This is a genomic window from Neomicrococcus lactis (genome assembly GCF_014200305.1).
GTDB lineage: Bacteria > Actinomycetota > Actinomycetes > Actinomycetales > Micrococcaceae > Neomicrococcus > Neomicrococcus lactis.
In genome coordinates, this window is sequence record NZ_JACHBL010000001.1 from 2,177,688 (window position 1) to 2,203,174 (window position 25,487).

General features: G+C 58.8%; 25 protein-coding genes and 1 riboswitch. Of the genes, 18 read left to right on the forward strand and 7 right to left on the reverse strand.

Annotation, left to right across the window (positions count from 1 at the left end):
* Positions 1-16: 16 nt before the first annotated feature.
* On the reverse strand, positions 17-1,756 hold the full coding sequence (gene murJ, locus BKA12_RS09840; protein ID WP_420826525.1) for a murein biosynthesis integral membrane protein MurJ: 1,740 nt from the start codon (positions 1,754-1,756) through the stop codon (positions 17-19).
* Positions 1,717-2,277: an NUDIX hydrolase gene (locus BKA12_RS09845; RefSeq protein WP_183644952.1), complete on the reverse strand. Its 561-nt coding sequence runs from the start codon at positions 2,275-2,277 to the stop codon at positions 1,717-1,719. The genes murJ and BKA12_RS09845 overlap by 40 nt, the downstream gene beginning before the upstream one ends.
* Before the next feature lie 342 nt (positions 2,278-2,619).
* Here BKA12_RS09845 and BKA12_RS09850 point away from each other — a divergent pair, with 342 nt between their 5' ends.
* Both BKA12_RS09850 and BKA12_RS09855 read left to right on the forward strand, forming a co-directional pair.
* A complete protein-coding gene (locus tag BKA12_RS09850) occupies positions 2,620-4,044 on the forward strand; it encodes a CCA tRNA nucleotidyltransferase (RefSeq protein WP_183643209.1) in 1,425 nt (474 codons plus the stop codon).
* An 819-nt stretch (positions 4,045-4,863) separates the two neighbouring features.
* The gene (locus tag BKA12_RS09855; protein ID WP_183644955.1) at positions 4,864-6,525 is read left to right on the forward strand and encodes a formate--tetrahydrofolate ligase; all 1,662 of its coding nucleotides are present in this window, start codon (positions 4,864-4,866) and stop codon (positions 6,523-6,525) included.
* Positions 6,526-6,610: 85 nt separating this feature from the next.
* Here the strand turns inward: BKA12_RS09855 and BKA12_RS09860 are convergent, their stop codons facing one another.
* Positions 6,611-7,699, reverse strand: a complete 1,089-nt coding sequence (locus BKA12_RS09860; RefSeq protein ID WP_183643212.1) for an inositol-3-phosphate synthase — start codon at positions 7,697-7,699, stop codon at positions 6,611-6,613.
* A 134-nt stretch (positions 7,700-7,833) separates the two neighbouring features.
* Complete coding sequence (locus BKA12_RS09865; protein ID WP_183643216.1) at positions 7,834-8,799, reverse strand: hypothetical protein; 966 nt, start codon at positions 8,797-8,799, stop codon at positions 7,834-7,836.
* Between the two features lie 332 nt (positions 8,800-9,131).
* Here BKA12_RS09865 and BKA12_RS09870 point away from each other — a divergent pair, with 332 nt between their 5' ends.
* The 11 genes from BKA12_RS09870 (at position 9,132) to BKA12_RS09920 (ending at position 19,000) form a co-directional block, all read left to right on the forward strand.
* Entirely contained in the window at positions 9,132-10,709 is a 1,578-nt protein-coding gene (locus BKA12_RS09870; RefSeq protein WP_183643219.1) for a glycosyltransferase family 87 protein, read from the forward strand.
* Between the two features lie 92 nt (positions 10,710-10,801).
* A complete protein-coding gene (locus BKA12_RS09875) occupies positions 10,802-11,764 on the forward strand; it encodes an ABC transporter ATP-binding protein (RefSeq protein ID WP_183643222.1) in 963 nt (320 codons plus the stop codon).
* Between the two features lie 3 nt (positions 11,765-11,767).
* Positions 11,768-12,655, forward strand: a complete 888-nt coding sequence (locus BKA12_RS09880) for an ABC-2 transporter permease (RefSeq protein ID WP_183643224.1) — start codon at positions 11,768-11,770, stop codon at positions 12,653-12,655.
* A gap of 62 nt (positions 12,656-12,717) precedes the next feature.
* Positions 12,718-14,076, forward strand: coding sequence for a sensor histidine kinase (locus BKA12_RS09885; RefSeq protein ID WP_183643227.1), 1,359 nt, complete (start codon positions 12,718-12,720; stop codon positions 14,074-14,076).
* Positions 14,073-14,798 (forward strand): response regulator, encoded by a 726-nt coding sequence (locus BKA12_RS09890; RefSeq protein WP_183643230.1) that lies wholly within the window; start codon positions 14,073-14,075, stop codon positions 14,796-14,798. Before BKA12_RS09885 ends, BKA12_RS09890 begins: the two co-directional genes overlap by 4 nt.
* 17 nt (positions 14,799-14,815) lie before the next feature.
* Positions 14,816-16,126, forward strand: coding sequence for a M18 family aminopeptidase (locus BKA12_RS09895; RefSeq protein WP_183643233.1), 1,311 nt, complete (start codon positions 14,816-14,818; stop codon positions 16,124-16,126).
* Positions 16,127-16,333: 207 nt separating this feature from the next.
* Positions 16,334-16,639, forward strand: coding sequence for a 30S ribosomal protein S6 (rpsF, locus tag BKA12_RS09900; protein WP_183643236.1), 306 nt, complete (start codon positions 16,334-16,336; stop codon positions 16,637-16,639).
* Positions 16,640-16,679: 40 nt separating this feature from the next.
* A complete protein-coding gene (locus BKA12_RS09905) occupies positions 16,680-17,246 on the forward strand; it encodes a single-stranded DNA-binding protein (protein WP_183643239.1) in 567 nt (188 codons plus the stop codon).
* Positions 17,247-17,330: 84 nt separating this feature from the next.
* Entirely contained in the window at positions 17,331-17,570 is a 240-nt protein-coding gene (gene rpsR / locus BKA12_RS09910) for a 30S ribosomal protein S18 (protein WP_071894491.1), read from the forward strand.
* 15 nt (positions 17,571-17,585) lie between these two features.
* Positions 17,586-18,044, forward strand: coding sequence for a 50S ribosomal protein L9 (gene rplI, locus BKA12_RS09915; RefSeq protein WP_183643242.1), 459 nt, complete (start codon positions 17,586-17,588; stop codon positions 18,042-18,044).
* A gap of 250 nt (positions 18,045-18,294) precedes the next feature.
* A riboswitch (SAM riboswitch) is annotated at positions 18,295-18,412 on the forward strand.
* 39 nt (positions 18,413-18,451) lie between these two features.
* Positions 18,452-19,000, forward strand: coding sequence for a flavin reductase family protein (locus tag BKA12_RS09920; RefSeq protein ID WP_183643245.1), 549 nt, complete (start codon positions 18,452-18,454; stop codon positions 18,998-19,000).
* A gap of 6 nt (positions 19,001-19,006) precedes the next feature.
* Here BKA12_RS09920 and BKA12_RS09925 read toward each other — a convergent pair whose 3' ends face one another.
* The gene (locus BKA12_RS09925; RefSeq protein WP_183643249.1) at positions 19,007-19,438 is read right to left on the reverse strand and encodes a DUF1801 domain-containing protein; all 432 of its coding nucleotides are present in this window, start codon (positions 19,436-19,438) and stop codon (positions 19,007-19,009) included.
* 608 nt (positions 19,439-20,046) lie between these two features.
* On the opposite strand from BKA12_RS09925, the gene dnaB reads away from it, so the two are divergent.
* The 3 genes from dnaB (at position 20,047) to BKA12_RS09940 (ending at position 22,401) form a co-directional block, all read left to right on the forward strand.
* Positions 20,047-21,414, forward strand: coding sequence for a replicative DNA helicase (dnaB, locus tag BKA12_RS09930; RefSeq protein ID WP_183643251.1), 1,368 nt, complete (start codon positions 20,047-20,049; stop codon positions 21,412-21,414).
* Between the two features lie 74 nt (positions 21,415-21,488).
* Positions 21,489-21,731, forward strand: coding sequence for a hypothetical protein (locus BKA12_RS09935; RefSeq protein WP_183643254.1), 243 nt, complete (start codon positions 21,489-21,491; stop codon positions 21,729-21,731).
* A 250-nt stretch (positions 21,732-21,981) separates the two neighbouring features.
* Positions 21,982-22,401, forward strand: a complete 420-nt coding sequence (locus BKA12_RS09940) for a DUF1801 domain-containing protein (RefSeq protein ID WP_183643258.1) — start codon at positions 21,982-21,984, stop codon at positions 22,399-22,401.
* Here BKA12_RS09940 and BKA12_RS09945 read toward each other — a convergent pair.
* Positions 22,394-23,257, reverse strand: a complete 864-nt coding sequence (locus tag BKA12_RS09945; protein ID WP_183643261.1) for a LysR family transcriptional regulator ArgP — start codon at positions 23,255-23,257, stop codon at positions 22,394-22,396. The two genes, BKA12_RS09940 and BKA12_RS09945, sit on opposite strands and share 8 nt — an antisense overlap.
* A gap of 64 nt (positions 23,258-23,321) precedes the next feature.
* Between BKA12_RS09945 and BKA12_RS09950 the strand changes: the two genes are divergently transcribed.
* A complete protein-coding gene (locus BKA12_RS09950) occupies positions 23,322-23,930 on the forward strand; it encodes a LysE/ArgO family amino acid transporter (RefSeq protein WP_183644958.1) in 609 nt (202 codons plus the stop codon).
* A gap of 51 nt (positions 23,931-23,981) precedes the next feature.
* Here the strand turns inward: BKA12_RS09950 and BKA12_RS09955 are convergent, their stop codons facing one another.
* Positions 23,982-24,743, reverse strand: a complete 762-nt coding sequence (locus tag BKA12_RS09955; protein WP_183643264.1) for a 3-hydroxyacyl-CoA dehydrogenase — start codon at positions 24,741-24,743, stop codon at positions 23,982-23,984.
* A gap of 86 nt (positions 24,744-24,829) precedes the next feature.
* Between BKA12_RS09955 and BKA12_RS09960 the strand changes: the two genes are divergently transcribed.
* On the forward strand, positions 24,830-25,414 hold the full coding sequence (locus BKA12_RS09960) for a TetR/AcrR family transcriptional regulator (RefSeq protein WP_183643266.1): 585 nt from the start codon (positions 24,830-24,832) through the stop codon (positions 25,412-25,414).
* The last annotated feature ends 73 nt before the right edge of the window (positions 25,415-25,487 follow it).

Genomic DNA, 25,487 nt, shown 5'->3' on the forward strand with positions numbered 1-25,487 from the left:
CCGGTTTGCGTAAAGACTACCGGCGCGCGCGGCTAGCGCGGGCCAAATTTGGAATGCGTCGTGCAAGTGGACCCAAGAATTCGTCCAGTTCAGGTACCGCTGAGCGCTTCAAAAGGACGATGTAGACCACGGCCATGACCAGACCAACCACCACGATGGAAACAATGGCCGTGAGAATGGAGTCCCACGCGAACCCATGCGTGAAGCCGCCTAGAAGGTACAGCACTCCGGCGCCCACCACGCCAGAAATCACCGCAATCCAGCCGATCCGCAGGTACGTATCCACCACAGACGCAACGCCATAGTCGCCGTAGCGGCGGACCACCAGGAAGTGCGCGATGATCGCGGACAGCACGTTCGTCACGCCGTAGAGGAGGGCCATTGCAAAAGCGATCTGCAGCGGCGGAACGGTGAAGGCCATGATGAAGGCAACAATGAGGCCAATGACGGCGATGATCGTTTGGATGAGCATGGGCGTCTTCGTGTCCTCCTCCGCGTAGAACACGCGAATCAGGAAGAAGTGAACGCTCTTGAACGGAAGTCCCAACGTGGTCAGCAACAGCAACTGACCAATGGCGGCGCCGGATTCCACGGCATTCGCGGACGTACCACCGAAGATTCGGCCCACCGGACCGGCCAAAACAATGAACGCCACCGTCGCGAAAAGAATCGGCACGGCCGTCGTCTTGAGCCCGCGAGCCAAAGCAGGCGCAATGAGGTCCCGCTCCTTCTTGGCGAAGTGCGAGGACAGCTCGTTGAACAGGACCGTGGCCAGGGACAACGCGAAGATCGAGTGCGGCAGCACCGTGATGAGCTGGCTGGTGTTCAGCGCGTACTCACCAGGAACTCCTGCGCCACCGTCCGGTAGCTGGGCACGGGCCGCCGTAGCGCCGGAAACAATCCGTCCGTAGATCAGTGAAGCAATGTTGCCCACCGTCATGGAGGCCAACGTCCAGGCCGCGATCTTGCCAACATGGCGCAGCCCCATGCCGCGCCAGCCGAAGTCAGGACGGATATGCAGGCCGGTCCGCATGAGCGGAATGAAGAGAACCAGCGCTTGAAGCGCGATGCCCAACGTTGAACCGCCGGCTAACAGCCAGGTCTGCTGGCTGGACCACGTTTCAAACTGCTGCCCGTCGGCACGGTAGGCACCGAACAAGAAGATGAACGCCCCAATCACGCCGATCTGCACCACGTTATTGAGGACAGGCGCCCACATGTAGGCGCCAAACCGGCTGTGAGCGTTGAGCGCTTGTCCCACTACGGCATAGACGCCGTAGAAGAACACTTGCGGCATACACCAGTACGCAAAGGCCGTACCGAGCGCCACTTGCTGAGGCGTCCAGCCGCTCGAGAGTGCTTGGATGATGGGCCCCGCGAGAAGAGTCAGGAGCGCCGTCGCCAAAGCCATGACCACCACAGTCAGGGTGATCAGCTTGGAGGTGTACGCGCTTCCGCGGTCCGCCGCTTGAGAGGCTTTGATGAGCTGAGGAACCAACACCACGTTGAAGATGCCGCCGGCTAACAACATGAAGATGATGGTAGGGATGACGTTGGCTTTTTCGAAGATGTCCGCCACCGCTGTGGTGGAACCGATCGCGACAGCCAGCAGAGCGGTGCGAGCGAAACCAAGGACTCGGGACACCATGGTTCCCGAAGCCATGAGGGCTACGGCTTTAGAGCGGCCGCGGGCGTCAGATGGAGCGCTAATGGTTTCTATCCTTTGAAATACCGTGGGAGGGCTTCGCGAGCCAATTGTGCAATGCGGCGTTCGTTGGGGAAAGACAGCCGGTGCGTTAGATCCGCGAGCGGCACCCATGCGACGTCGACGGCTTCATGGTCCGGGTCCTTGTCGATGGTCAAGTATCCGCCGGTTGCCTGCAATAAGTAGTGATGCACGGTTTTGTGAACGCGATAGCGAGGCACGGTGAACCAATAATCAATGCTGCCGAGCGGCGTGAGGATGTGGCCCTGAATGCCCGTTTCCTCTTCCACTTCGCGTTCAGCGGCTTGCTCGTTGGTCTCGACGCCTTCCGGGTGCCCCTTCGGCAAACACCATTCGAGACGGCCACCGCGGTTGTAGCGCGCGATGATGGCGACCGGCAGGTCCGGCTTTGACATGTCCACAATCACGCCGCCAGCGCTTACTTCTTCTACCGTGGGCAGCGAGTACGTGCTGAACGCTTGCGCGGAACGAGCCGCTGACAAGGGCGTGGGCGTGTTCACGGAGACTTCCGTGACGGTGGTGTACTCCGTTTCGCGGTACACCCGGTACATTCCGGGTCGCGGAGTTGGAGATTGATTACGACGACGCTGGCTCGCTTCCGCGCGCTGCGAAGCGCGCTTTTCGGAATCGTCTGCGTCCGCATCTGGGACCGGTCCTGCATTTTGGGTGCCTTCTGGACCCAACAATTCTTGGTTCTTCAAGCGTTCCTGACGCTGATTTTCCCGGATTTTGGCGCGCTCATAAGCACGCGCTAACGAAAGCGGCGTGCGTTTGGGAGCGCGCGGAACCGGATGAACCATGTATTCCACTCTAGCTAATGGCGTTACTCTCACCGATTGAGTGATTGACGGTGGCGCGGAATCAGTGCAAAATCTGGCAATCTTAAAGGCACTATGCATGAACTTTCCGAGCTTCCTCAGTTGCTAACCGCTCTTCCGACGTCTGTTGTGGAGCTCGGCAAGCTCTTTGATGAGGCCGGATATGAGATTTCGCTGGTGGGCGGACCGGTTCGCGACCTCTTCTTGGGCCGTATTTCTCCGGACCTAGACTTCACCACGAACGCGCGCCCAGATGACATCCTGCGTGTGATCGAGGGCTGGGCGGACGCCACGTGGGACGTGGGCCGCGAGTTCGGAACCATCGCTTTTCGGCGCGGTAAGGACCAATTCGAAGTAACTACCTATCGCGCGGACGCTTATGACGGCGACTCCAGGAAGCCGATTGTTGCCTTCGGTGACCGCCTTGAGGACGACTTGGTGCGTCGAGACTTCACGATGAACGCCATGGCGTTGCGCTTACCTGCACTCGAGCTCGTGGACCCATACGGCGGCCTCAAGGACGTGCGCGCATCCCGAGTGATGACCCCGGGTACCCCCGAGGTCTCTTTCACCGATGACCCTCTGCGCATGATGCGCGCGGCACGCTTTACGTCCCAATTGGGCGTCGATTTGGCTCCCGAGGTGGAGCAGGCGATGACGGACATGGCGGACCAGATTAACCGCATTTCCCGCGAACGTGTGAGGGATGAAATCATCAAAACCATTGTTGGTGATTACCCTCGGAAGGGTGTTGACGTCCTGGTGCGCAGCGGTTTGGCGGATCACGTCTTGCCGGAGGTTTCGGCTTTGCAGCTCGAAACTGACGAGCACCACCGCCACAAGGACGTCTACCAGCACTCGCTCCAAGTTTTGGAGCAGGCTGCGGATTTGGAATCGGATGCCGAGGGTCCCGTCCCCGGCCCGGACTTCGTCTTGCGTTTTGCGGCCCTAATGCACGACGTCGGAAAGCCCGCCACCCGCAAGTTCGAGAGCACGGGAGCTGTGTCTTTCCGTCATCACGACATGGTGGGGGCCAAGCTTACGAAGAAGCGCATGCGCGAGCTTCGCTTCGACAACGAGACCACGAAGGACGTCGCGCGACTCGTAGAACTGCACATGCGCTTCTATGGTTACGGCGATGCCGGCTGGACGGACTCGGCCGTGCGCCGCTACGTCAACGACGCCGGACCGCTCTTGGAGCGCTTGCACCGCTTAACGCGTAGTGACGTCACCACGCGTAATCGCCGCAAGGCCGAACGGCTGGCTTTTGCCTACGACGACCTCGAGCAGCGCATCGCGGCTTTGCGCGAGCAAGAAGAGCTCGATGCTGTGCGCCCAGATCTGGACGGCAAGCAGATCATGGAGATCTTGGGAATTAAGCCGGGCCCAGAGGTGGGGCAGGCGTACAAGTTCTTGCTGGAACACCGTCTCGACAATGGACCGGTCAGTCCCGAAGAGGCCGCCGAGCTGCTCAACACCTGGTGGAGCGAGCGCTCTTAAGGAGCTCTCAAGAGCTCGAGACGAGACTCCGTCTCAGAAAATTCTCAAAATTATCTGAGAAATGCCTTGCGCATGTCGTGAGTCACCCCGTACAGTAATCTCCTGATTGGGAAATACCAATGCGGTACTTTTCCACTCATGTCATGTATTGAATGCCAGCTCAGCTGGCCGGACTGCCAAAAGGAGGTGGATGAAGTGTTTATTTTCATAACGAAGACTCCGGAATTCGGAATCACAGGACACATCTCTGCCTCCGTGCGTGCGCACTAGCCCAGCAGTCATTCCTTAAGACACTTTTCTTAGAACTCTTTTCTGCTGTCTCTGGCTAGGAACCTCGTTCGAGAGGCCCCGTTGATCATCAACCGGCCCACCTTCGAAAGAGCACAACATGTTCCGCCCTCCAGCATTCGTCGTAGATCTCACGCGACAACCATCCACTCAATTTCACCTCAGCCAACCCCTGCGCGGCGTAAGTGACGATTTTTCGCAAGCTCCGGCGTCGTCCTTGTATCAAAACAGCGGTTCTGAACTCTTAATATCTGGACCCGCTGTACTTACTGCCCGCTACCGCAATCTGGCCGAAGGGAGGTAGAAGAATGAATACGCATCACCCATCACATTCGAAGCAAATTCCAAAGCATAAGGAAGCGGTCTACTTCGATTTTCGTTCACGCGAACGCTGGGAATCACAGTTTCCGCTAGAAATGATCCACCGTGTGCGGTAACCCTCTACACAACGCTCAAACTGCGATAGTTTGAAGCTGTTGTATACCCAAAGGAGGGCATGCCGTGTCTGAATCTCAGACTCAACAGCTTGAAATGACCGACCTGGCGATTGCAGGACGCGCGACGCTCAAGCCAATCGTTGAGATTGCATCAGCAGCAGGTATCGACGAAGACGACTTGGAATTGTACGGAAAGTACAAGGCAAAAGTCGATGTTTTTCGCAAAAAGGCAGGAGAGGCTAACCAGGGCAAGATCGTCCTGGTGACCGCCATGTCACCGACGCCAGCGGGTGAGGGTAAATCAACCACCACCGTTGGCCTCGGTGACGCTCTTGCGTTAGAGGGGCAGCGAGTTGTCATCGCCCTCCGGGAACCGTCGCTGGGACCCATCTTCGGTATCAAGGGCGGCGCTGCAGGCGGCGGCTACGCTCAAGTCCTCCCGATGGAAGACATCAACATGCACTTCACGGGCGACTTCCACGCCATCACGAGTGCTCACAACCTCCTCGCCGCGTTGATGGATAACCACATTCATCAAGGCAACGCACTCAATATTGATCCGCGGCGCATCCAGTTCCGCCGCGTCATGGACATGAATGACCGCGCTTTGCGCGATGTGGTCATTGGACTGGGCGGCCCCACCGAGGGCGTGCCGCGCGAAAGCGGCTTCGACATCACGGTGGCCTCTGAGGTCATGGCAATCTTCTGCCTCGCGACGTCCATCGATGACCTGCGCGAAAGACTCTCCAAGATCACCGTGGCGTACACCTATGACCGCAAGCCCGTTACGGCCGGTGACTTGAACGCTCAGGGCTCCATGACCATGCTGCTCAAGGACGCGCTCAAGCCGAACTTGGTGCAGACCATTCAGGGAACACCCGCCTTTGTTCACGGCGGACCGTTCGCGAACATCGCACACGGCTGCAACTCGATCCTCGCCACCAACACCGCTCGTGAATATGCGGACATCGTGGTGACGGAAGCTGGCTTTGGTGCTGACCTGGGTGCCGAAAAGTTCATGAACATCAAGTCCCGTTTTGGCGGCTTAGGTCCGGACGCCGCCGTAGTGGTGGCAACGATCCGCGCTTTGAAGATGCATGGCGGTGTACCAAAGACGGAGCTCGGCCAAGCGAACGCCCAGGCCATCCGCAACGGCTTCGCCAACCTCAAGCGCCACATCGGGAACATCCGGAAGTTCGGTATTGAGCCGATTGTCGCGCTCAACCGCTTCACCTCAGACACGGACGAAGAGCTCGCGATTGTTGAAGAGCTCGTGCGCGCTGAGGGTGCCGAGGTAGCTATCGCCAACATGTGGGCCGAAGGCGGCGAAGGCGGCCGTGACTTGGCACGGAAGGTCATTCAGGCTGTCGAGAAGCCGAGCAATTTCCACCATCTCTATGATCTGGATCTGTCCATCGAGGACAAGATCGCCACGATCGTTAAAGAAATCTACGGCGGCAGCGGCGTGGAATTCAGCGCGGCTGCGAAGAAGCGCCTCGAGGAGATCAACGACAACGGCTGGTCCAACATGCCTGTATGTATGGCCAAAACGCAGTACTCGTTCTCTGATGATGCCGCGAAGCTCGGTGCGCCAACGGATTTCACAATCTCCATTCGAGATCTGCAGGTCCGTACCGGTGCCGGATTCATCGTGGCCATCACGGGTGCCATCATGACCATGCCGGGTCTGCCTAAGGAGCCTGCAGCACTGCGCATGGATGTTGGCGACGACGGCAAGGCGATCGGGCTCTTCTAGGAGTTCAACGCCAACGGACTAAACAGCAGAGGGCCGGTAGCGAGCAATAACAATTGCTTACTACCGGCCCTCTTGCCGTGAACTTTTAGTGCTGGTTATCAGTTCCGGCGATGAAGTCTTCGACCTTCTGCTTGGCCACGGAGTCCTCGTACTGCTCTGGTGGGGACTTCATGAAGTAGGAGGAAGCCGAGAGGATCGGTCCGCCGATGCCGCGGTCCAGTGCAATCTTCGCGGCACGCACGGCGTCGATGATCACGCCGGCAGAGTTCGGGGAATCCCAAACTTCGAGTTTGTACTCAAGGGACACAGGGGCGTCGCCGAAGTTGCGGCCTTCGAGGCGGACGAATGCCCACTTGCGGTCATCAAGCCATGCAACGTAGTCCGACGGACCAATGTGAACGTCGCGCTCGCCGAGATCGGCAGAGGTGTTGGACGTAACGGCCTGGGTTTTGGAGATTTTCTTGGACTCAAGGCGATCACGCTCAAGCATGTTTTTGAAGTCCATGTTTCCACCAACGTTGAGCTGGTAGGTGCGGTCCAAGATCACGCCGCGGTCCTCGAACAAGCGAGCCATGACGCGGTGGGTGATGGTGGCGCCGATCTGGGACTTAATGTCGTCGCCAACAATAGGAACGCCAGCTTCGGTGAACTTGTCAGCCCACTCCTTGGTGCCGGCGATGAAAACTGGCAAAGCGTTGACGAAGGCAACCTTCGCGTCGATAGCAGCTTGAGCGTAGAACTTGGCGGCATGTTCTGAGCCAACGGGCAAGTAGCAGACCATGACGTCTACCTTGTTGTCCTTCAGGACCTGTACAACGTCTACTGGCTCCGCGTCAGACTCTTCAATGGTCTCGCGGTAGTAACGGCCAAGGCCATCCAAGGTGTGGCCGCGTTGCACGGTCACACCGGTGTGAGGAACGTCGGCAATCTTGATGGTGTTGTTTTCGCTCGCGAGGATCGCTTCTGAAAGATCGAGACCAACCTTCTTGGCGTCGACATCAAATGCGGTCACAAACTCGACGTCGTTGATGTGGTACTTGCCGAATTCCACGTGCATGAGGCCAGGAACGGTCTCGCCTGCCGTGGCGTTTTGGTAGTACTGAACACCCTGAACCAGTGAGCTGGCACAGTTGCCAACGCCCACAATGGCCACACGAATTGGATTGCCCGACACTCATTGCTCCTAAGAAAACCTGAATACTTCGGCTCCGGCGCGCGAAAAATTACCGAAAATTGAGCCTTACTGATTCTAGTACACAGAACGCTGTTATTATTCCGCGCTTACTTCAGGTTCATCACAGTGGAGGGTCAAGAGCGGGCTGCTGAGGACAAAGGATGATTGACCCATGAGGCGCCGGCGGCCTTCGTGACGGCCTTCCACACGGCCAAATTTCGATCATTTACAACGTTAACCGTTTGATTTTGGCGTAATGCGCGAAGATGCTGCCCTATCCAGACTGTTCCACGTGAAACATTAGCAACCCCTGAGCGTTGCCACTCCTCCAATAGCGAACCAGGCTCCCACCCGGCCGGCACGTAGCGCATTGGCCCTTCGAGGGACAGGATTCCCACGATTTCGCGCAGTACCTGCACCATGGCGGTTTCGTGCTGCAGCGACCTCAACTCGGGCGCCAACAGGATATTCGGCTCGAAGCACGGCTCCTCCGGCGGCATTGCCCCCAACCATTCGAAGGCATGCCCTTCCACAGCGACACCCGCCTGAACTAAACCTTTTTCGGTTGAATTTGAGAGTTCAGTTGAAGTCATAAGGCACAACCGCTTCGCGTCGGCGAGCCACCGCAAGCGCTTGGCCAGAATGGTTCGACTCGACGCGAGCCGCGCTGGACTCAGGATGAGATCCGCGAACGCCAGTACGGAGGGGCCTTCAAGAGTGAGTACGACGCCGCCGCGTACGTGAGGCGAATTGATTGCGTCCGCGAGGAGTCGGCTGACATGGGGATCCCACAGATCTGCGATCACCCTGCGGTCCGCCCGTTGGCGGTGCACCCAAGCGGCGCTGGCCTGCTCCGGAATCCACCCCATGCGAAATTCGGAGGACACGAGTTTTTGGAAGCTGGGCCATGCATCCGGCGCAAATTCTGAGTGGCCATGGGCTTCTGGAGCTGCCAGAGCAAGTGCTGTTGAATGCCCGAGTACCCCCGCATTGTGGGCTTCGGCGACGCACAGTGCCTGAAAATCGGTCCTCGCCCACGCTGCCGCGAAACCCTGTGCTGGTCGTGCTGATGGCTGGACTGCCTGCTGAAGCTTGGTCATGAAGCCCCTTTCACTCACTAGGCACGTTAGGTGTGCAGGATTGCGAGTCAGTGAATGACATATGAACAGGGCGCGAAGTAAAAGAGCCGAGGTAATGAAAAGTAGACAGACGCCTCATCATTGAAGCCACAAAGCTCGTCTTCATTCAGGACAATCCCCAAAAATTGGCAGAGCTTGCGCGCGAAGTCGAGAAAAATTATGCGGAGTATCTCCGCAACGGTGGCGAGTTACTTCAGGATCTTTCTTCGTGTGCACGGTTCTTTCTTCGTGTGCACGGTGGCTAACCCAGCGATGTTGCTGAGACGGCACGTGTCATTGGCTAGTCTGGAAGCATGCCGGAGTCACGAAGAATTGCTACAGCGCGCCACGAGCGCAGCGACACCTCCCACACTCCGGCAGTGGATGCGCCGGTGAGCAAAGGCCCACGGCAAGAACCCGTGCGCCTCACCGTGCCAACTCGCAATGATCGTTTTCTCTCGCGACTCACCGAAGTGATCGGCGGTCCGCTGGGCCGCTTCACAGATCCAGGGCGCGTGAACCCCGGAATCTTCACGGTGCAGCGCGTCCTCGTGGTGCTCACCGTGATTGGCGTTCTCTTCGCGATTTTGGCGAAGAACATGTGCCGCACTCAAGGTTGGGGCGGCATGAACTCCTACCAGTGGGCGTGCTATTCCGACTGGGCCTCCCTCTTCCATGCCCGTGGCTTTTCAGAGAATGCGTTTGCTCCCTTCGCGGGCGGCGAGCTCTTTGAGTATCCCGTGCTGATGTCTGTGGTGGCGTCCCTGACAGCGTGGATGGTCCCTGGCGCGGATGCGTTTGGCGGCACACTGGACAGAACCCTCGCGTACTTCGACATCAACCTCTTCTTTGTAGCGATCCTCTGGATCGTCACCGTGATCGTCACGAGCAAGACCGCCGGCCGCAGGCCGTGGGACGCTGCCATGGTGGCGCTGGCGCCCGGGATGATGCTGGCCTCCACAATCAACTGGGACATGTGGGCTGTCGCCGCCTTGGCCGTCGCACTGTTGTTCTTCGCTCGAGACAAGCCCTTCTTAGCGGGCATCTTCATAGGTCTCGGCACCGCAACCAAGCTATATCCCATCCTGTTTTTGGGCGTGGTCATTGTGTTGGCCATCCGCACAGGAAAGTTCAAAGCCTGGTGGTTGACGGTGGCGGGAACCGCGACGTCCTGGCTTGCCGTCAATGTCCCCTTCGCCATCGCGGACTACACGGCATGGTCCTACTTCCTTGAATTTACGCGTGACCGCGGCGCTGGCTTCTCCTCCGTTTGGTACGCGTGGAACCTGAGCGCGTCCAATATTCCGGGCATGAAACAAATGAGCCCCGAGTTCATCAACTCAGCCGGACTCTGGGGCTTTGCCGCGGCCTGTGCGGTCATCGCGATTCTTGCGCTCGCCGCGAAGGAACGCCCTCGCGTTGCGTCGATCCTCTTCTTGATCGTCGCGAGCTTCGTCCTCTTTAACAAGGTGTATTCGCCCCAGTTCGTGGTCTGGCTGGTGCCATTGGTGGCCCTTGCTTGGCCGCGCTGGAAGGACTTCCTCATTTGGCAGCTCTTCGAGGTGCTCCACTTTTGGGCGGTGTGGCTTCACTTGTGGGCGCTGAGCGCCCAGTGGGAACCGCAGCACTCCTTCCCTCCCGCGTTCTACGTGTACGCCGTAGTGGCTCACATCCTCGCGACCCTCTGGATCATGTGGAAAGTCGTGGAATCCATGCTTGATCCATCCAAGGATCCGGTACGGCGCGTAGGCCAAGAAGATCCGCAAGCCGGACCTTTCGCCGGCCTGCCCGATAAGTACACCTTGGGGACTCTGCGGACGTGGCTTGGCGCCAGGAATGCTAAGAACACTCAGGAATCGTCCCTAACGAAGGACGACGCAACGCAGCGATAGTCCGATGGGATGAGCTGGCGTCGTCGTAATCAATCCCAGAATTCATCCCGCAGGGTGGTGTGCTCCCGCGCCAAAATTTCTAGGCTGGAAGCATGATTCAGGCACAAAACCTCACGAAACACTACGGCGACAAAACCGCCGTCAGTGGAGCGACGTTCACCGCTCAACAAGGAAAAGTCACCGGGTTCCTGGGGCCGAACGGTGCTGGAAAATCCACCACGATGCGCATGGCGATGGGATTGGACCGTCCCTCGGAAGGCTCCATCACCATCAACGGCAAGCCGCTAGCCGAGCATAAATCGCCGCTCCGCGAAGTCGGTGCGCTGCTGGATGCACGCGCCGCGCACCCTAACCGCAGCGCGAAAGCGCACTTGAGCGCCATCGCGGCCACCCACAACATTCCCAAGAAGCGCGTAGATGACGTCTTGGAACTCACGGGTATCGCGGGCGTGGCCCACAAGCCCATCAAGGGGTACTCCCTGGGTATGGGGCAACGGCTGGGCATCGCCGTGGCGCTGTTGGGCGATCCGGAGACCCTCATTTTTGATGAGCCTGTCAACGGCCTGGATCCCGAAGGTGTGAAATGGGTGCGCCAACTTTGCCGTGCCCTCGCCGCAGAAGGCCGCACGGTCTTCATCTCCTCCCACCTCATGAGCGAAATGGCGCAGACCGCGGATCATTTGGTGGTGATTGGACGTGGTCGCATCATCGCCGATGCTCCGATTGAGCACTTGCTCAACAGCACCGGCGAAAATCGTGTGCGCGTCCGCACGGATGCCGCCGAATCTTTGGTGCAAGCACTCAACGGCCCCGGCGTCACGATTGTGGAGCGGGATTCTTCGCTACTTGAAGTCCAAGGCCTCACGCCGCGCCAGATCGGCCAGCTGGCCCTTGAACGGCAGATCCTCCTCACCGAACTGACGCCGATTGCCGTCACGCTGGAGGACGCTTACTTGAACCTCACGCACTCGGAAGTCGAGTACCACTCCGGGGATGGCCTCTCACCGCTCACGCAAGATCAACCGGAAACCGTCCACGCTATGGAGGGGAAGTAAGCCATGACCGCTTCAACTTTTGATTCACCATCCCAGCAGCCGGTTCCAACGCCAGCTCGCGAATATCAGCGCTCGCAGCTGGGCGGCAACAACACCTTTTTTGGTGTCATCCGCAGCGAGATCACCAAGATGCGTAGCCTCCGCTCGAGCTGGATCCTCTCGATCCTCTCGCTGGTGGTGTTCGTGGGGCTTGCCGCACTCTCCGCATGGGCGATCGGCGCATTCATGGGCGAAGTAACTGCCGCCGCCGAATCCGGAGAAGTCCCATCCGAGGCCGCAGGTCCTGGACTCTTCAACTCGTTGGCCTCGGGCGGCTGGCAAATGGCTGTTCTCTTGTTGGCCGCGCTCGCCGTGATCAACATCAGCTCCGAATTCGTGACTGGTGCCGCACGCACCACCTTCTCCGCGACCCCGCGCCGGTGGCCCGTGTACTGGGCGAAGGCCCTTCTGGTGGCCGTGGTGACCTTCGTGGTTTCGCTGGTCGGCGTCATTCTGTCCGCTCTTGTGGTGGATCCAATCGCGAAGAACTACGGATTCAGCCAAGACATCAGCAGCGAAGCGTTCCAGCGCCAGCTGTGGTGGATGCCGTTTGCCGTGATGGCCATCTCCCTGATGAGCTTCGGCATTGCCGCGATCATCCGCAACGCGGTGGGGCCCATCATGACCATGGTGGCTGTCATCTTTGTACTTCCCGGAATCCTCTCCATTTTCGACAACGAGATCCTGAAGAACATTTTGGACTGGCTGCCGTCTTCGCTGGCAAGCGTGCTGATGGACCAAAGCATGGGAATGTATGACGTCGAATTCTGGCCGGCATTCTTCGGAATGCTCGCCTGGGCGGCTGTTCCCTTGGCCGTGGGCGCTTGGCTGGTAAAGAAGCGAGACGTCTAACCACCCTGTTTCACTCTTTGGGGGCGCGCGGGTGCGTGCCCCCACTTACGTAGGCTTGAGATATGTCAGCAACAACAACGCCCTCACTGAATGAGGTCTTTGATAAGCGGCGATGGCCGATTGTGCGCTTCTTGCGCCGCCATCCCGTGATCACGGATCTCTTGGTGTGCGCCGCGTACGTTGTGCTGACTGGGTTCTCTTTGGCCTTTGTCTCCGAAATCTCCACGCCGCTCTGGGTCTTGGCGGCACTGGTGCTGATCATTGCGGTGCTGGTGTACTTCCGCCGTCGCTGGCCGTTGGTGGTCTTCGTGGTGGTGTTGGCACTTGAAATGATCATGATGTTCGTGGATGTCACGCTTTCTGCGAGCGGTATGGGCACCATGGTCATGCTCTACACCGTGGCTACGCAGTATCGGCCGCGCCGTTCTTTCGTGCTCGCCACGCTTGCCACCGCCCTGATTGTGGCGGGCTTGTGGGTGCACATAGACGCGTTCATTGGCGAGCAGCAGCCGGGAGAAGAGATTAGCCCGATCTTCCTCATGATTCTGGTGGGGTTCACGGTGCTGATGTCCAACTACTTCGTCACGGCTCTTGGCTCTTGGGTGCGCAATAACCGGATCCACGAAGCCGAAATCGCGAACTGGGGCGCCAAGATTCAAGAGCTCGCGCAGAGCCAAGAGCGCACCCGCATTGCCCGCGAAATGCATGATGTGGTGGCGCATTCGCTCTCCGTCATGATCGCGCTCTCCGATGGCGCGCGCATCGCTCTGAAACGCAGTCCCGACAAGGCGGGCGAAGTGCTCGAGGATATTGGCGGCACGGGTCGCGCGGCGCTCGCAGATATGCGCCGCATGCTTTCTGTCTTGCGCGAAGATTCCGCTTCACCGTTGGCGCCGCAACCTTCGCAAGAGTCGCTGCGGGACATGCTTGAGGGCTTCCGGAAGGCGGGCATGCCGCTCACTTTCACGCAGTCCGGCCCGGCTTTGCGATCTGACCCCACGCTCGAACTCACCATTTTCCGTGTCCTTCAGGAGTCCCTTACCAACTCGCTTCGCTACGCTCCATCCGCCTCTGACGTGCAGGTTCGCGTGGACCGTACGGATACTACTGTGACTTTGACAGTGTTCGACGACGGAGCTCACCCCGGTGCCGATCGTTCCGTTCGCGAGGGGTCGGCCCCGGTAACGCGAACGCGCACCGGTCAAGGTTCTGGCCAGGGGCTCAAGGGCATCGCCGAGCGGGCTGCGATGTACGACGGCACGCTTGAGGCCGGACCCACCCCCGACGGCGGCTGGAAAGTGCTCGTGACCCTGAACATTCCGGCGCATTCTGTACCGACTGAGCCTTCGACCCCCACGAATTCGGAATCGCGAGTGCCGCACCTTCGGCACCACCGCACCAAACAAGAGGACAACTCATGACAGATCACCAGGCGCTCAACATTTTGCTGGTGGATGATCAGCGACTTCTGCGCATGGGATTCCGCTTGATTCTCGAGGGTGAGGATGACTTCACCGTGGTGGGTGAGGCTTCCACGGGCCTTGAGAGTCTCGCGATGACAGCGCAGCTCAAGCCGGACATCGTGTTGATGGACGTGCGCATGCCGGAAATGGATGGCATTGAGGCCACTCGCCGGATCGCCGCCGAACATCCGGACGTCAAGGTCATCATCCTCACCACGTTTGATGTGGACGAGTACGCGTTTGAGGGGCTGCGGGCCGGCGCTTCCGCGTTCTTGCTCAAGGATGTTGAGCCCGAAGAGCTCGTCTCTGCGGTGCGCGTGGTGGCAAGTGGTGACGCCGTCGTCGCACCCCGCGTCACGCAACGCTTGCTAGAAACTTACGTCCGCGCCCCGCAGAAGCAACCAGTTCCTCTCGCGAGTTTGTCGTCGAAGCACCCCGCACCTCTCACCACGCACACCGGACCCGGCGGAGATCTGACGCCCCGCGAAATGGAGGTCCTGGGAGCCATTAGTGAGGGCCTTTCCAACGCGGAGATAGCGCAGCGGTTCTTCTTGTCTGAGGCCACCGTGAAGACTCACGTGCGGCGCATCTTGACCAAGCTGGATCTGCGCGACCGCGTTCAGGCCGTGGTCTACGCCTACGAACACGGGCTAGTGATTCCGGGCGCTCGCGAAGAATGAGTTGTTAGGCTCGAAGCATGCAGAGTAGTCCGTCCCCCTTGAACTCGCCCACTCCAGCTCAACAGCACGCTCTTGACTTGGGCGAATTCGTCACCGCATCACCTTCGAGCTTCCACGCGGTAGCGGAAGCGGTGCGTCGACTGACGGAGTCTGGCTTCAGCCCGCTCATCGAGACCGAAGCCTGGAGTCTGAACGCCGGAAAGTACTACGTGCAGCGCGACGGCGCCGTGATCGCGTTCGTAATTCCGCAAGGTGTCACGGCGGCAACGGGCTTCCGCATCTTGGGATCCCATACGGATTCGCCGTCCTTCAAGCTCAAGCCCAAGCCCACCACGAGCTCCTTCGGTTGGTTGCAGGCTGGCGTGGAGGTGTACGGCGGACCGCTCTTGAACTCGTGGCTGGACCGCGAGCTGGTCCTCGCTGGCCGCATCGTCACGCATGACGGCACCGAAGTCCTCACGCGCACGGCCCCGCTTTTGCGCTTCCCGCAGCTGGCCATCCACTTGGATCGCGGCGTCAACGAGGGCCTCAAGCTGGATCCGCAGCGCCACATGAACCCGATCTGGGGCACCGGCCGCGCGGATGAGCAGGACTTGCTGGCGGTCTTGGCGGAGGCTGCCGGGATTGATCCGCTCACTATTGGCGGGTACGACGTCGTAGCTTGCGACGCGCAGGCACCAGCTCTCTTTGGTGCCACGTCCGAATTCTTAGCTTCCGCACGCTTGGACAACCTGAGCTCCGTGCACGCTTCCCTCGTGGCGCTTCAGAGTGTTGCCGACGAGTCGCTCTCTCAGATTCCGATGCTCGCAGCTTTTGATCACGAGGAAATTGGCTCCGCATCCCGTTCGGGCGCTGCTGGCCCGTTCCTCGAGGAAGTGGTGCGCCGCATTGGCTTCTCGTTGGGTGGTTCCACGGAAGATAGCTACCGCGCCATCGCTGATTCGATCTGCTTGTCTTCTGATGCGGGCCACGCGATCCACCCGAACTACCCCGAGCGCCATGATCCCGCGAACCAGCCGCTAGCCGGCAAGGGTCCGTTGCTCAAGATCAACGCCAACCAGCGCTACGCAACGGACGCCGTGGGTGCAGCAGCCTGGACGCAGTGGTGTGCTCAAGCCGATGCTCCGTACCAAGAGTTCGTGTCCAACAACGCCATGCCGTGTGGCTCCACGATTGGCCCCATCACGGCCACCCGACTGGGTATTCGCACCCTTGACGTGGGTGTTCCGCTGCTCTCGATGCACTCCGCGCGAGAAATGGCGCACGTCGAGGATCTGTACGGCCTTGCACGCATCGCTCAAGAGTTCTTCACCCACAATTCAAAGTAGGCAGTGGGTCGCCCCGGTCTTGTCCTCAATAACCTCAGGCTGCGCGCGGTGCTGAGCATCGCCGTCGTTATGGTTAGTGAAGAAATTCCGGTAAGATAGCTGAGGTTGTTTGCACCCGCATGTCCTTTTGGGGTTGCAAGCACCAACGCGAAGAACCTCCTGTTGCGGAAAGACCGTGACCGTTAAGTCCAAAGGAGGTGGGTTCACATGCGTGCTTATGAATTGATGGTGCTGATCGACCCAGAGGTCGACGAGCGCACCGTTGAACCAACCATCAACAAGTTCCTCGAAGTTGTTACCAACGAAGGCGGAACCGTTGACAATGTTGATATCTGGGGACGTCGCCGCTTGGCATACGAAATCCAGAAGAAGTCTGAAGCGATCTACGTAGTCGTTAACTTCACGGCAGAGCCTACGACGTCGGCCGAACTCGACCGTCAGCTTTCTTTGTCTGAACAGATCATGCGTACCAAGATCATTCGTCCGGAAGATCAGAAGGTTTCCGCAGAGTAATCTCGCGGATACCGCGTACGAACACTACTGAAGGGGAACCATGGCAGGCGAGACAGTTATCACTGTGATCGGAAATTTGACTTCCGATCCCGAACTTCGATTCACCCCGTCCGGATCCGCCGTTGCGAACTTTACGATCGCATCGACGCCTCGGACCTTTGATCGCCAGTCCAACGAGTGGAAGGACGGCGAAGCGCTGTTCCTCCGCGCGTCTGTGTGGCGCGAAGCTGCTGAAAACGTAGCTGAGACGCTCACGAAGGGCATGCGTGTCATCGCTCAGGGTCGCCTGAAGTCCCGTTCGTACGAAACTAAAGAGGGCGAACGTCGCACCGTGATGGAGCTTGAGGTCGAGGAAATCGGCCCATCGCTTCGTTTCGCTTCGGCAAAGGTAACCCGTGCGCAGCGCTCCGGCGGTGGCGGCGGCAACTTTGGTGGCGGCAATGCCGGTGGTGGAAACGCTGGCGGATTCGGCGGAGGCAACTCCGGCGGAAGCTGGGGAGGAAACTCCGCACCGCAGCGCCAGAACGACAACCCATGGGAAAGCTCCGCATCATCCTCTTCGGATGGTTGGGGCAATGACATGGGTAGCGACGAACCACCGTTCTAAACGCCCGCTTGATCTTCTACTCAACAAAAACATTCACCATCCCGCAGATTGATCTGCGGGCTCCAACAGAAAAGGAGCTCCACGATGGCTAAGGCTGAACTCCGTAAGCCCAAACCAAAGTCGAATCCACTGAAGGCCGCCGACGTGACGGTCATCGACTACAAGGACGTAGCTTTGCTGCGTAAGTTCATCTCCGATCGCGGAAAGATCCGTGCTCGTCGTGTGACCGGCGTTTCCGTTCAGGAACAGCGCAAGATTGCTCAGGCAATCAAGAACGCTCGTGAAGTCGCCTTGTTGCCTTACTCCGGCGCTGGCCGCGGCTAAGGAAGGAAAACAAACATGGCAAAGCTCATTTTGACTCACGAAGTTACCGGTCTGGGCACCCCAGGCGATGTGGTGGAAGTAAAGAACGGCTACGCCCGTAACTACCTCCTCCCACGCGGATTCGCAACGCTTTGGACCAAGGGCGCTGAAAAGCACGTTGAGGCTCTCAACGCTGCTCGCGCTGCAAAGGCCATTGCAAACCTCGAGGATGCACAGGCTTTGGCTGCAAAGCTCAAGTCCACCACCATCCGTCTCGCAGTCAAGGCTGGCGACACCGGACGTTTGTTCGGCACCGTCAAGCCTGCTGACATCGCAGCTGCAATCGAAGAAGCCGGCCTCGGCTCCCTCGACCGCCGCTCGATCGAGATCCAGGACGCCATCAAGTCTGTTGGTCACCACAACGTGACCGCTCGCTTGCACGAAGACGTTTTGGCTGCATTTGAAGTTCAGGTTGTTGCCGCAAAGGGCAAGTAACCTCGAGCTGACAAGCTGATTGGTCGAAAGAGCCGTTCCCTTCGGGGTGCGGCTCTTTTGCTTTAACTGCTCAATTTCACCCTTGTACCGCCTACCTCCGGTCCTTTTCACGCCATCGATCGGCGGAATATTCGGCGGAATCCTTATTTTTGCATTGACTGTTTGATGTCAAGTGATGGACTGCGAGTCTTTCGAAATATTTCGTGGACTTTTGACGCGGTGATCGAATCCGCTCTAACGTGGACTTCAGAATCAAGAGAGTCAATGACAAGCCCTGGCTGGTTGACCGGCAACCCTCTGGTAGTAGTGGGGTGCTCCAGGTGATGATTCGGCGTTCGGGAGAAGACCCCGCTTCGCAAGTACTGCATCCGAAAGTCGGACTGCGGACGAGTCACGTAAGGATCAACATGACCGCCAGCGTCGAGCACTCCTCACAGACCACGGGGAACGGCACCATCTCGCATGATGTGGGTGCCCAGTCCCTGCGACAGGCCTTCTCTCGCTTCCCCTCCGGTGTGGCCGCTTTGTGCGCCATCGTGAACGGACAGCCTCAGGGAATTGTCGCTTCTTCCTTCACGGTGGGCGTCTCGCTTGAGCCACCACTCGTGATGTTCGCCGTGCAGAACTCTTCCCGCACGTGGCCGATTGTTCGCGGCGCACAGCGCATCGGCGTCTCTATCCTGGGCGAAAAGCATGAAGGCGTCTGCCGCCAGATCGCTTCGCGCGATGGCGACCGCTTTGCCGGACTCAACCTCGCCTCCACAGACGAGGGAGCATTGTTCCTAGAGGACGCAGCTTTGTGGCTGGATTGCTCCGTAGAGTCCGAATTCCCCGCCGGCGACCACCAGGTAGTCCTGTTGCGCGTTCACGGTCACGAGACGCACGGAGACGCTAACGAACCGCTGGTCTTCCACGGCTCTGCGTTCCGTACCCTCAAGGACAACGCGCTCGTCTAAGCGGGCCTACTTCTCGTTGGACTGATCCAAGACGTTCACGCCGTAACGGTGCCCTAGAGCGATTAGTTCTTTCAGGACGTCTACATCTACGTCAGCGAGCTTGTTGACGTACACACACCCCACGCTGGCCTTGTGCTTGCCTAGTTTCGAGAGCAGCTCGGAGGCTTCTGGTGCGTTGCCGAGTCCGTAGAGAGACAAACTGGCTTTACGGGGCGAGAAGCCGACGATGGGTGCCGTTCCTTTGTGCCCACTTTCGTAGTGGTAAAAGTATTCGTCGAACCCCACAATGCTAGGACCCCACATCACCGCAGGCTTGCCGGTGATCTCCTCCATGAGCTCCAGCAGCACTTCGGCATCTGCGCGGCGCGTTGGGTGCTCCACTGCTGAAATGAACTCTCGAGGGTCGACGTTGGTGGGTTGAGTCTTGTTCTCGGCCATGGAACCAATCTAAAGCGCGCGGCTTCGAATGTCTCGGGCTATATGCACACTGGTCAGCGCCACGCGATGTGAACATTGTTCAGATGCGGTGCCTAGAACATGTACTTCGCTATTCCGTCAAGTTAAAAGTCACCGACCGCGCGTGTCTGTGCACAACTACCCTTGGTCTGTGGATAACTTGTGTGCATATCACCAAATATTCAAGTATCCGGGTGTGATATGACCCAGCTAACCTGCAAGCACTACCTGAGGGTTTGTGGAAAAGCTTTTTGGATCCACAAGCGCAAAAATGCATTATGCCTAGTCAGCGCCTGTTAGTGTGGAGAAACAAGTTGAGGATCGAGTGGATATCCCCAAGTTATACACACAGGTCGTGGATGAAGACGTCAGTTATACACATGGCCTGTGGATAACTCGTTTGAGTACCGCGAAATAGGGGACTATGGTTGCTTGAGCTCTATTGCTTCGTGAGCATTTTTCACACCCCTTCGAACCCCCTTTCCTAAGTGTCGGTGGCAGTAGAAAGAATGGGAGCGAAAGGCAGAGAGCGAGGCTTTTTTGCCGCCGCGAATTCGCGCGGATTCATAGTAATGACCTGAGGAGGGTTCGTGGCCGTTCAGCATCTGGACCAAGGATCACGTTCTGGCGATCAGCAGTTTGCGCGCACACCGCCGCAAGACATGGTCGCTGAGCAGAGCGTGTTGGGCGGCATGATGCTCTCGAAGGACGCGATCGCCGACTGCATCGAAGTACTTCGCGGGCCTGACTTCTACCGCCCCAACCACGAAGCCATTTTTGAGGCCATCCTTGACCTCTATGGCAAGGGTGAACCAGCTGACGCCGTGACGGTCGCCGATGAGCTCACGAAGCGCGGCGAGATCGGCCGTGTCGGCGGACCTGGCTACCTTCACACGCTTATCCAGTCCGTTCCTACGGCTGCCAACGCCGGCTACTACGCCGAGATTGTCCACGAGCGCGCAGTGCTTCGCCGTCTGGTGGAGGCCGGCACTCGCATCGTGAACATGGGTTATGCACAGGGCGGCGAGGTTGAGGAGGTCGTCAACGCCGCTCAGGCGGAGATTTACGCGGTCTCTGAACGTGAAACCGCGGAAGACTATGTGGCTCTGCGCGACATCATGGAAGCCACCGTTGACGAGATCGAGGCCAATGGACACAAGGGCGACGGCCTGACCGGCGTCCCGACCGGTTTTTACGAACTCGACAACCTGACTCAGGGCCTCCACGGCGGCCAGATGATCGTGATCGCTGCCCGTCCGGCTATGGGTAAGTCCACTTTCGCGCTGGACTTTGCGCGCTCGGCGTCCATCCACCATGACATGACCACGGTTTTCTTCTCGCTGGAAATGGGCCGCAACGAAATCGCCATGCGTTTGTTGTCTGCCGAAGGCCAGCTACAGCTTCAGGACCTGCGAAAAGGCAACGTTCAGAACGACGACTGGCAGAAGATCGCCAACACCATGGGCCGCCTCAACAACGCGCCGCTCTTCATCGACGATTCGCCGAACATGTCCCTCATGGAAATCCGTGCGAAGTGCCGTCGCTTGAAGCAAAAGAATGACCTTCGGCTCGTGATCATCGACTACCTGCAGCTCATGAGCTCCGGTAAGCGCGTGGAATCCCGTCAGCAGGAAGTTTCCGAGTTTTCGCGTGCGCTCAAGCTGCTCGCGAAAGAGCTCGACGTTCCCGTGATCGCCCTGTCGCAGCTGAACCGTGGCTCCGAAAACCGTCCGGACAAGCGCCCGGTCATTTCCGACCTTCGTGAATCCGGTTCCATCGAGCAGGACGCCGACGTGGTGCTCTTGCTACACCGCGATGACGTGGTCAACAAGGACACCTCCGAGCGTCCGGGCGAAGCTGACATCATCGTGGCCAAGCACCGCAACGGTCCTACTGGCAACATTGTGGTGGCTTTCCAGGGCCACTACTCGCGCTTTAGCAACATGGCTCGTGACTAATCCCGCCAACGGTCACACTTCCGGCCCGTCATGCGTCAATAGAGTAGTCAGCAACTACTTGAAGGATCAGAACCATGAAAACCATGACTTGCCGCCAGCTAAGCGGCCCTTGCGATCTCGCGCATACCGGCACGACGGCCGACGACGTGATCAACGCCCAAGACAAGCACCTCAAGGAAACCGTCAAAGCTGGCGACGATACCCACGTGGCTGCACGCGAAGACATGAAGGGTCGCTGGCGCAAGCCGTGGGCAGCCCTAGGCTGGTATCGCGACATGAAGAAAGCCTTTGCAGACTTGCCGGAGAATCCCGCTTAACTGGAGCGGCGGCGTCGTACGAGAAGTGCATCATCCTTGCCGCGCGCAAGCGATCCGAGCGCAGTCGGACGGTGACAGTGGTGAGCCAACCGGGCAGGTTATCGATGATCTCGGTGGTTCCAGAGAGCCGCAAACACGCGGATCAAGCGGGGTCGCTCCGCTTCAAAAGCGGCTAACGCATCTGCGGTCATCTGAGAATGTCCTTACCAATAGTTCGCTGTACATTAACTCGTGACTGAAAGGACGGGCCATGACCGCTGCATTGGAGAATCAGGACGAAGCACCACGCGTCATTGACGAGCACATTGCGAGCATAGAGGATTGGCGCGGCGAGCGGTTCGCGCAGCTTCGTTCTTGGATCCACGAGGCCGTTCCCGACGTCACGGAGACGTGGAAGTGGATGGGCAGCCCTGTCTGGGAGAAGGACGGCATCATGATTGTGGGTGATGCGCACAAGGACAAGATCAAGCTCACCTTCAACTTCGGCGCGCTCTACGAAGATCCGCACGGCCTCTTCAACAACGGCAACGGAAACCAGCGCCGTGCGATTGATGTTGATGAGTCTCTCGAGCTCAATAAAGAGCACTTCATTGAGCTAGTGCGTGCCGCGGCCGCCTACAACGCGGAGAAGAAAGCCGCGAAGAAGACGGCCAAGAAGCCAGCTAAATAGCCTGCGCTCGCTTCTTCACGATTTCACCCACAGTGTCCAGCAGCGGCGATTCGATCTTCCAGCGCTGCCAATACAGCGGCACATCCACATAAAGCCCCTCTTCAAGTGGCACTAGGCGACCGTTGTCGAAGTACTTTTGGCACTGCAACAACGGCATGGCGCCCCAGCCGAGACCCGCGAGCACCGCGCGGAGGAAACCCTCGGAACTCGGGACGGTGTGCTGCTTCTGCGGCTCGGCGTTGCGCTCACTCAGTAGCTCGCGCTGGATCGCGTCCTTGGGGTTGAAGTGCACCACCGGCAGGGTGCCCCAGTTCAGCACTCCATTTTCGGTATGACGTACGACGACGTCTGGTCGCGCCGCAGGGACATACCTCATGACCGTGAGGGGTTGCGAAGAGCAGCCCTGTACCGGGTGGGGCTCAGAGGTCACGGCGGCCATGACTTGGGCGGTTCTCAGTAGTTCGAGCGAGTGTTGCTGGTCTTCGAGCCGGATGTCGATGCTCGCGGGCTCTAACTGCGCGAAGTCCGGGAGGCAACGCGCGAACCACGTGGCCATGGAGTCGGCGTTGATGGCCATCGCAATGGAGTGGGAGGTCCGGGATTCCTCCAGGACGGCGGTGGTCTCTGCCTCTGAGAGTTCAATCTGCTTCGCGAGACGAAGGAGCGCGAGTCCGACCTCCGTGGCAACGCACGGAGTTCCGCGGATGATCAGCACTTGGCCGGCCTGATTCTCGAGGGCACGGATGCGTTGACTGACCGCGGAGGCCGTGATGAGGAGGTGCTTTGCAGCGGCATCGAAAGTGCCGCCATCCACAATGGCTTTGAGGGTTGCAAGGTGCTCGCGATTCCAGCGCATAAGCAATTCTTACCGTACTGAAGAATTTTTAGCTGTACTGAATGACTAAGCGTCCCTAATGTTGATGCTTGTGACTACTGCTCTTTCCGGCTTGTTGACCGGCCTCTCCCTGATCGTTGCCATCGGCGCCCAGAACACGTTTGTGCTGCGCCAAGGTCTGATGCGAAACCACGTGGGCATTGCGGTACTGATCTGCATTTGTGCCGACGTGCTGCTGATTGCCGCGGGCACGGCCGGGTTGGGGATTGTGGTGCAAGAGTTCCCGTCTGTGCTGGTGGTACTGAAGTGGGCAGGTGCCGCGTACTTGGCGTTCCTTGCCTACCAGTCCTTCCGCCGCGCGACGCACAAGGAGGCGCTGGATCCCACAGCGGCAACGCGCGTGAGTCTCAAGGCAGTTGCTGGGACAACCCTCGCGATGACATTCCTCAACCCGCACGTGTACCTGGACACAGTGGTGCTTCTGGGCGCACTCGCGAACCAGCACCCGGGCGAGCAATGGTTCTTCGCTGCCGGGGCGATGCTGGGATCGGTGATCTGGTTTATCGCTCTGGGATTTGGAGCCCAAGCACTCGCGCCACTCGTCAAGAGCCCGCGCACGTGGCGGATTATTGACCTGGTGATCGGCGTGATCTTGACGGTCCTCGCCATCCGCCTCGCGACGCTGCCGGTCTAAGCCTCGCGGCCACTTCGATTCGCTTCCGGCCCGCTTCCGGTCTACTTCGGCTTATTTCGGGGCCATGCGGATGGCACCGTCCAAGCGGATGGTCTCGCCGTTGAGCATGGGGTTGTCCACGATGTGCTGGACCAGTGCGGCGTATTCGGACGGCTTGCCGAGACGTGACGGATGAGGAACCTGCTGTCCTAAGGAGTCCTGAATTTCCTGGCTGAGTCCGGCGACCATGGGGGTCTCGAAAATGCCGGGCGCAATGGTCATGACGCGAATCTGGTGGGAAGCGAGCTCGCGGGCGATCGGCAAGGTCATCGCAGCAACGCCGCCCTTGGATGCCGAGTAGGCGGGCTGACCGATTTGGCCATCGAAGGCGGCAACGGAGGCAGTATTGACGATCACGCCGCGCTCGCCGTCTACGGATTCGGTGGCAGCCATCTTTTCGGCGGCCAAGCGAATGACGTTAAACGTGCCTATGAGGTTGATGCGCACTACACGCTCGAAGTCGCCCAGTGGCAGGACGCCCTTGCGGCTCAGTACCTTGCCCGGGGTGCCCACGCCGGCGCAGTTCACGACGATCCGCAGGTCGCCCAAGGAGGCAGCCTGATCAACCGCACGCTGGACGTCTTCTTCCGAGGTGACGTCGGCTCCCACGAAATATGCGCGGTCCCCAAGTGCAGCCGCTGTCGCTTCGCCGGCAGAACCCGGAAGATCCACCAGTACCACCGTGGCGCCGGTTGAATAGAGCTGTTCGGCGGTAGCGCGGCCCAAGCCAGAAGCGCCTCCGGTAATCAGTGCAACGGACCCTTCGGATCGCATTCAAGACTCCCTCATCAGTACTGGTGTTTGTTTCAGAGTACTGTCGCAATCAGCCAGTGACAACGACGCCCAAGTATTATCGATGCATGAAAACTTCCGAGCGACCCGAATTTGCGACCCAGCGCCGCAATGAATTGTTCGATTCGCTCATCGAGATGTTCTTGATGGACGGCTTCTCCCATCTGACCTTGGATGACGTCGCCGCACGGCTCAAGTGCTCCAAGTCCACGCTCTACACACTCGCTGGAAGCAAGGATGGTCTGGTCAAGGAAGTCACCAAGCACTTCTTCCGCAAGGCCACCGAAGACGTGGAAGCGGAACTCGCGAAAGCCACCGGCTCCCTCGAACGCATTACCGCCTATCTCAATGCTGTGGGTCGCGCTCTTTCTGAGGCCTCGGAGCAGTTCATGACAGACATGAGCAATTTCGCGCCAGCTCGCGGAGTCTATGAAATGAACACCCAATTCGCAGCCGCTCGCGTTCAGGATCTCATTCGCGAAGGCGTTGCCAAGGGCGACCTCCGAAAGGTGAACGCAGCCTTCGCGGCGGACATGACGAGTGCCACGATGGTTCGCATTCAGCTCGGTGAAGTGCGCGCGCGTACTGGCCTGGCGGACGCAAAAGCGTACCAAGAGCTCGCGGCGATTCTGACCGCCGGAATCTCGGCCTGACAAGCCACTTTAGGTAATCAAAGCACCGCCCCAAAATGTGCTCCACTTCACATCCGTTGGCAAAAGTAGTACT